General features: G+C 58.1%; 6 protein-coding genes. 2 read left to right on the top strand and 4 right to left on the bottom strand.

Translation table 11 applies throughout. The features are described 5' to 3' along the window. Positions 1 to 31 precede the first annotated feature (31 nt). From VMJ32_12325 to prfB, 3 genes are all read right to left on the bottom strand, one after another. Positions 32 to 814, bottom strand: coding sequence for a hypothetical protein (locus tag VMJ32_12325; GenBank protein HTQ39806.1), 783 nt, complete (start codon positions 812 to 814; stop codon positions 32 to 34). Positions 815 to 997: 183 nt separating this feature from the next. Continuing rightward, positions 998 to 1459 (bottom strand): hypothetical protein, encoded by a 462-nt coding sequence (locus VMJ32_12320; protein ID HTQ39805.1) that lies wholly within the window; start codon positions 1457 to 1459, stop codon positions 998 to 1000. Positions 1460 to 1526: 67 nt separating this feature from the next. Further along, positions 1527 to 2661 (bottom strand): peptide chain release factor 2 gene (gene prfB / locus VMJ32_12315; GenBank protein HTQ39804.1). Its coding sequence is split into 2 segments (ribosomal slippage): positions 1527 to 2591 and positions 2593 to 2661, totalling 1134 coding nucleotides; the frame shifts between segments, so codons are not numbered across the junction. Between the two features lie 168 nt (positions 2662 to 2829). Here prfB and VMJ32_12310 point away from each other — a divergent pair. Together VMJ32_12310 and VMJ32_12305 are read left to right on the top strand one after the other, a co-directional pair. Then, entirely contained in the window at positions 2830 to 4278 is a 1449-nt protein-coding gene (locus VMJ32_12310) for a HAMP domain-containing sensor histidine kinase (protein HTQ39803.1), read from the top strand. A 37-nt stretch (positions 4279 to 4315) separates the two neighbouring features. Continuing rightward, complete coding sequence (locus VMJ32_12305; protein HTQ39802.1) at positions 4316 to 5731, top strand: sigma-54 dependent transcriptional regulator; 1416 nt, start codon at positions 4316 to 4318, stop codon at positions 5729 to 5731. 93 nt (positions 5732 to 5824) lie between these two features. Here the strand turns inward: VMJ32_12305 and VMJ32_12300 are convergent. Further along, on the bottom strand, positions 5825 to 7204 hold a 1380-nt coding region (locus VMJ32_12300), incomplete at its 5' end, for an amylo-alpha-1,6-glucosidase (GenBank protein ID HTQ39801.1).

Genomic DNA, 7204 nt, shown 5'->3' with positions numbered 1-7204 from the left:
GAGCACCGAGTCACTGGCTCACGGCTCACGATTATTTACTATCCACCTGTCGGCAGTAAGCGATTTTCTCCGCAGTGGTGGTGGGTTTGGGACCGGCAGATGATTTTTTGACGGGTTTGGCCGGCTCAACGACCGGCGCAGCCTCGGCGACGGGCTGTTCTGCTTCTTCCGGGGTCAGCGGCGCAGGCTCGGGCTCCGATTTCACAGCTGGTTTAGCGGCGGGCTTTGAAACGGGCGATGGCGCGGCGGCCGAAGCAGCCGGAGCTGCGGCGGCACCCTTGCCCCGCGCCATCGCCAAAATGTCGGCCGTCGAAAGTTTCGCGCCCGGCGCTTTTTTGGCAGCGGGAGCAGCGGCCGTCGGCGTGGCGGCAGGCGGCTTGGCAGCCGGAGCAGATTTTGTTGCGCTTGGCGTGGCCGCGGAAACCGGTTCGCCTGTCCCTTTTTTTACCCGGGCGGCAGCCAAAATGTCGGCTGTGCTGGGTTTTCCGCCGGCTGCCGGCGCAGCGGGCTTGGCTGCGGCGGTTTTGGGTGCAGCGGGTGTTTTTTCCGCAGCAACTTTTTTCTCCGGAGCGGGCTTTTCCTCTTTGGCTTTGGGTTCCGGCTTCGGCACGACTTTCAGAAAATCCAATTCGATGTCATACCACCCGATGTTATCGAACTGATCGAACTCGACTAGCGCCCGCCCATTCATATTTACGGTTTTAATCAGCCCGGTCGCATTGCCGAAGCGCGCCAACTCCGGCCGTGAGGCATCGACCACGACGTATTTATCGGTAAAGGCTCGCTTCAATTTTTCGATGTGCTCAAAAACCATTGGCAGGGGGAATGACGAAGGAGAATGACGGAATAAGCAGCGGCAAAAGCTAATCGCTAATTGCTAGTCGCTCCTTTCAGGCGGCATTGTCGCCCAAGCGGGGCGGTGAATCAAGACGGTATTCTAAAGGCCTCCGGTTCGGCTAAATTCGGTCCCGAACCCCGCTGTTTCTTTTCGCACTTCTTATTTCCGAACGCCAATCTCGTACCGCCAGCGGATCGTTTGCGGAAACATCGCCGTGGCTGGCGGTGCGGGAATTCGCAAGGTTCCCTTCTGCCGGTCCATTTGAATGAAAATAGCTTGGTCAGTTTGCTCACCATGCCAGGCGGTAAGCGTTAAACAATCGAGCGGCCACGCAGCTCCGCTTTGGTTCAGGACGGTATATGTGCTGCCCAACCAGAGGGGCAATTCTTGCATGCGGCAGGCCACATCGAACAGCAAACGGTTGCGGTCCAAATCGGCTTCCACGCTCATCGACCAGTGGTTGCGGCCCGCCATGCCCACCAGCATCGCTGATTGCCCTTCGCCGGGCCGAGTTTCCAAATTCAGCGATTGCAAGACCGGGCTGGGGGGCCACGCTTCGTCGGGATGTCCTTCCTGCGAGATTAAGCATCCACTGGTTCCATCGGGCAATGTCCATGACACCTGATGAGCAAACCGATCGCCGCATCGCTCAAAGTCCACTCGCAGCAATGGCGTTCCTAGCGTCGCGCTATTCATCGTCGCTATCTTTTTCTGCCGCGACGGGTTTGCCCCCCGTGGCACGCCAGCGGAGGTAAGCATCGAGAAAGCCCTGAATGTTGCCGTCCAGCACCGCATGAAAGCTGCCCATGTAGTGCCCGGTGCGGGCGTCTTTCACACGCTGATCGGGGTGCAAAAAGTAATTGCGAATTTGTGAGCCGAAGCCCGTTTTCGCCTGCGATTTGTATTTTGCCGCCAAGGCCGCTTCTTGTTTTTCTTCTTCGAGCCGCGCCAGGCGTGCCCGCAACATTTTAATTGCCGTGGCGCGGTTTTTGTGTTGGCTCCGTTCGTTTTGGCACTGCACGACAATGCCGCTGGGAAAATGCGTTAGCCGAATGGCGCTGGAGGTTTTGTTCACATGCTGGCCGCCGGCGCCGCTGGCGCGGAACACATCTTCGCGAATGTCTTCGTCGCGCAATTCGATTTCCGTGTTCTCGTTGATTTCGGGCGAAACATCGACCGCCGCGAAACTGGTTTGCCGCTTGCCTTCGGCATTGAACGGACTAATGCGCACCAGCCGATGCATCCCTGTTTCGCCTTTCAGGTAACCGTAGGCCATGGGGCCGCGCACCGAAATGGCCGCATGCTGAATGCCGGCGACTCCATCGTCTTGGCGGTCGAGCAATTCCGTTTCATAGCCATTTTTCTGGGCCCACTGCAGGTACATCCGCAGCATCATTTCGGCCCAATCGTTGGCGTCGGTGCCGCCGTCACGGGCGTTGATGGAAAGAATGGCGGCGTTGGCGTCGTGCGGTCCGCTGAGGAGCGATTTTAATTCCAGCTCGTCGAGCTTGGGCTCGGTGCGATCGAGCTGCTCGCGCAGTTCCGGAATGAAGGTGGAATCTTCGTCCCCCATTTCGACCAAAGTTTGAATTTCCTCGCCGGCGCGGATCGCTTCGTCCATGGGCTTGAGCAGCGCGTTCAAGCTCTTCAACTCCATCACCGTGGCCTGTGCCGCCGTTTGGTTGTTCCAGAAATCGCCGGCCGACATCCGCTGTTCAATCGCGCTGGCCTGCGACTTTTTTGCGGCATAGTCAAAGACTGTCCCGCAGTTGCAGGATTCTCTTGCGAATTCGCTCGGCCCGATCAGTCAGTTCTTTTTCCATGATAGTGCGGATATGTGGATCAGAAGGAGTTTGAATCCGTCGAAATTATATGCTGGCAAGCTATCGATTGTCATCTGCGGTTTGCGAGGAAATTCCATTGGCGATATGATGGGCAGGAAGTCGGCCCGAGGATGCTGCTTTTCTAAAATTGCCTTTTGCTCGAAAATTATGCGTTGGCCCCTTCGCTATCAAATTTTGATTCCGTTTGCCTTGGTGCTGCTGGGCGTGGTGTGTGCGGTCAGCGCGCTCAATGCCTGGTTGGCCACCCAGCGGGCGAAAAATCAAATTGAAGAGCAATTGCAGGGGGTGGCGGCGACATTGGCCGATTCCAGCTTTCCGCTGACCGATATGGTGCTGCGGCAAATGCACGGGTTGTCGGGGGCCGATTTCGTCTTTACCAATCCCACAGGTCGAGTGTTGGCCGCCAGCAAGGCCTTGGAATTGCCGTCGGGCGAAAGCTCCGTCGCCGCGGATAATTGGCAGCAATTGCGACTGGGACCGCCGGTCGAAATTGGCGGACAAGATTATTTTCAAATGTTGTTGTCGATGCCGGGGCGCGGACAACAGCCGAAGGGGCAATTGCATATTTTTTACCCGGTTCGGTTCTGGCACGAAGCACGCAGCGAAGCCGCGCTGCCGCCCCTTGTAGTTGGCGCTATCGCGCTGGCTGTCACAGCACTTTTGTCGCTGTTGATTGCCGGACGGCTGACCAAGCCCATCGTTGAATTGCGCTCGCAAGTGAACCGCATCGGGCAGGCCGATTATTCTCCCATCCCACTGCCGACGCGCAACGACGAATTGCGCGATCTGGCTGTGGCCGTCAATCGTTTGGCGGAACAGCTTGCCGAAATGGAAAGGGCCATTCGCCGCAGCGAGCGCCTTTCGCTCTTGGGACAATTGGCCGGCGGACTGGCTCATCATTTGCGGAATAATGTGACCGGCGCACTCATGGCCGTTCAGCTACATGCCCGAGAGTGCGAGGCAGATCCCGAAAGCCTGGACGTGGCATTGCGACAATTGGCATTGACCGAAGAAAATCTCAAACAATTTTTGGCGGCTCCACAAAGTCCGAATCTGACGCCCCCCTTGCAGCGCGTTTCGTGCCGATTGGCCGACGTGATCCACGAGGTGGTGGAGTTGCTCGATCCCGCCTTGCAGCATCGGCGTGTGCATTTGTCGGTCGTCGAGCGGGCAGAGGATGGCGGGCCGCTGTGGGCCGATCCTGCCCAGCTTCGGCAATTGCTGATGAATTTAGTGCTGAATGCCGCCGATGCCGCGGGACCGGGAGGCTGGGTGCGGATCGAAACGACAGTCGCTGCGAGCGTTCCCGATCCGTTATCTGTGGAAAGCGACGCAAGTTCTTCGGTCATTTTGCGTGTTCTGGATAACGGGGCCGGACCGCCGCGGGAGATGATCGAGCGGTTGTTCGAGCCATTTGCCACCAGCAAACCGGAAGGGGTGGGGTTGGGCTTGGCCGTGGCGCGGCAAATCGCACAATCCCACGGGGGCCGGATTGTATTTCAGCGCTCCGGGGGCGAAACTTGCTTTGAAGTCCACTTGTCGGCGGTCGGTGGTCCGTCGTCAGTTGTTGGTAGCCAACAAAAGCAGCATGTTTGAATAAGTACTCCGCGTTTCCTACGGACCACTGACCACGATGTCCAACATTCTCATTGTCGACGATGAAGAAAGCATTTGCTGGGGGCTAAGCCGACTGCTTAGCGGCGAAGGGCATACCGTGCGCGTGGCTTCGTCGGCTGAAGAAGCCTTGGAGAAAGTCCCGCAGGCGAAGCCAGATTTGGTCGTGCTGGATGTGCGGCTGCCCGGCATGGATGGGCTGTCGGCCATGGGCAAATTTCGCGATTTGGCCGGGCCGGTGCCGATTGTCGTCATCACCGCTTTCGGCAGCCTCAACACCGCGGTGGCGGCCTTGGGAGAAGGCGCATTCGATTACTTGCCCAAGCCGTTCGATTTGGACCAGGCGGCGGCGGTCATCCATCGGGCGTTGGTGAGCGCGGAGGTTGTCCATGCGACGGTAGCGGCTGGTGACAATGTGCCGGAAACATCGCCAGCGGAAGAGGAACTATTTGGCGCCAGCCCAGCGATGCAGGAAGTTTTCAAACGAATCGCGCTGGTGGCTCCGTCCGATACGGCTGTGCTGATCTGCGGGGAAAGCGGCACGGGGAAGGAGTTGGTGGCACGGGCTATTCATCGTCATTCGCAGCGGTGCGCTGCACCGCTGGTGCCGGTGAATTTAGCGGCCCTCAGCCCAACGCTGGTGGAAAGCGAATTATTTGGCCATGTGCGGGGAGCATTCACAGGGGCCACCAGTGCCCGTCAAGGCCTGCTGGAATTAGCCAACGGGGCAACCGTATTTTTTGACGAGGCGGGGGATATTCCCCTCTCCGTGCAAGTGAAATTGCTGCGTGTGCTGGAGCAACAAGAGGTGACGGCTGTGGGCGATACTCGGCCGCGTCGCACCCGTTTTCGGGTGGTAGCGGCGAGCAATCGGGATTTACGGAAGGAATGCACGGAAGGCCGGTTCCGTCAGGATTTATTTTTTCGGCTGGCGGTATTTGAAATTCAATTGCCGCCGCTGCGCGAGCGCCGTGAGGAAATTCCGCAGCTAGCCGAGCGTTTTTTGCGGCGCTGGGCTCAACCAGATCAATCGCCGCCGCATCTGTTGGACGAAACCGTCGCCGAATTGTGCCGCCGCGATTGGCCGGGCAATGTCCGCGAATTGCGCAACGCCGTGGAACACGGCGCGCTGATGGCCCGGGGCCGCGCCATCGCCCCGGAACATCTTCCGCCGCCCACTTTTTTAGACCGTCCGCCGACAGCCGACCCCACAACACTGCTCCAAACTGCGGCGGCAGCCTGGGCGCAAGATCAGCTTGGTTCGGGCCGCCCGCAGGATGATTTATATCAGCGGTTTTTAGAGATCACAGAGCCGGGACTATTTCAAGCCGTCATTACCTCGACCGGCGGCAATCGCGCTCAGGCGGCGGTTCTGCTGGGAATTCATCGCGCCACGCTGCGAAAAAAACTCAGCGGCGAAGCTGACTCGCAATAGTCCGTCGCCAAAATTTCTGAAAAATACGGAAAGAAATACCGTCATTGGGGACAGATATTAGTGCGGGAAGGCACGTGCACTTTTCATGTTGCTTCATTGAGTAAGCCCGGTCTTGCGCGGCGGCATGGTTTTAACCCAACTCCGAAAAACTTCTGCCACGCTCCACGCCTGGGCGATACAGCCGCGAGCTTGAAAGGGAGCCTCAGCGTCAAAAATCTCGCTGATGGATCCCAGGCACGCTTCGTTCAGATGGTTTTCGAAAGCCGCCAGCAGTTTGCGGGCCTGGCTCAATTCGCTGGGGTAAACTCGCAACCAGGCGTCAATGTACGGACCAATCAACCAGGCCCAAACGGTTCCCTGGTGGTAAGCGGCGTCGCGTGATCGTAAATCGCCATCGTACTTGGCCTTATAATCCGGATGACCGGGCGCCAGCGATCTTAACCCCACAGGGGTTAACAATCGCTGGGTAACCTGCTCGATGACCGATTTCCACCGCGATTGATCCAGCACCGGATGATCGAGCGAAATGGCGAACACTTGATTGGGGCGGAAGGCGGCATCATTTCCGTTTTCGCCGTCGACAACGTCGTACAGATATCCGCCATCGGCGAGCCAAAACCTTTGATTGAACGATTCATACGCCTGCGCGGCACGCTGGGCCAGCGTTTCCGCCGCTGCTTGATTTCCACCTTCGCGGACCCAGCGTTGCAACAAACGCAGGGCGTTATACCACAGGGCATTGATTTCCACCGCTTTCCCGCGGCGCGGCGTGACCACCCAATCGCCAACTTTGGCATCCATCCACGTCAGTTGGTATCCTTCCTGCCCCTGCGATAAGAGGCCATCTTGGGGATCAACGTGAATGCCAAATCGCGTGCCGCGCACATGATGTTCCACAATGTCGCACAGCGTGGGGAGCAAAACGTGCAGGGTTTCCGCATCGTGCGTGGCTTGCAGATAACGCTCCAAGGCGTGGAAATACCAGAGCGTGGCATCGGCAGTATGGTACTGCCCTTCGGCTTTTCCTTCAGGAAATAAATAAGGAATTAATCCGTCTTTCGCATAACGACCAAAGGTGCGCAACAAATACCCGGCTTCGCTCTGTCGACCGGTTAGGAGCGCTAACCCTTCCAGGCTGATCATCGTGTCGCGACCCCAATCGGTAAACCAATGGTAGCCGGCAATTACTGTCCGCACGTCGTCACCGGCGGCGTGTGCGACGGCCAAATCGGCCACGCGAGTTGTCGGCCGGATGATGAATTGATCGGCGGCCAGCACCAATTCCGCGGCAAAGCCCTCCTGAATCTGGGGATTGGCCTGAAACAGCAACCGTTCGCGGCGCTGCAATTCCGATTCCAGCGCGGCGCGGGGCTCGACGGCTAAAATCGTATCCCAAGTTTCCGTCGAACCGATGAGCGTGGCTTCGTCGCCGGGATTTAAGTCCGCTCGAAAGTAACCCGGACTCCAAAGTCT

This window comes from Pirellulales bacterium (assembly GCA_035499655.1).
GTDB lineage: Bacteria > Planctomycetota > Planctomycetia > Pirellulales > JADZDJ01 > DATJYL01.
This window is presented reverse-complemented; position numbering and strand designations above follow the sequence as displayed.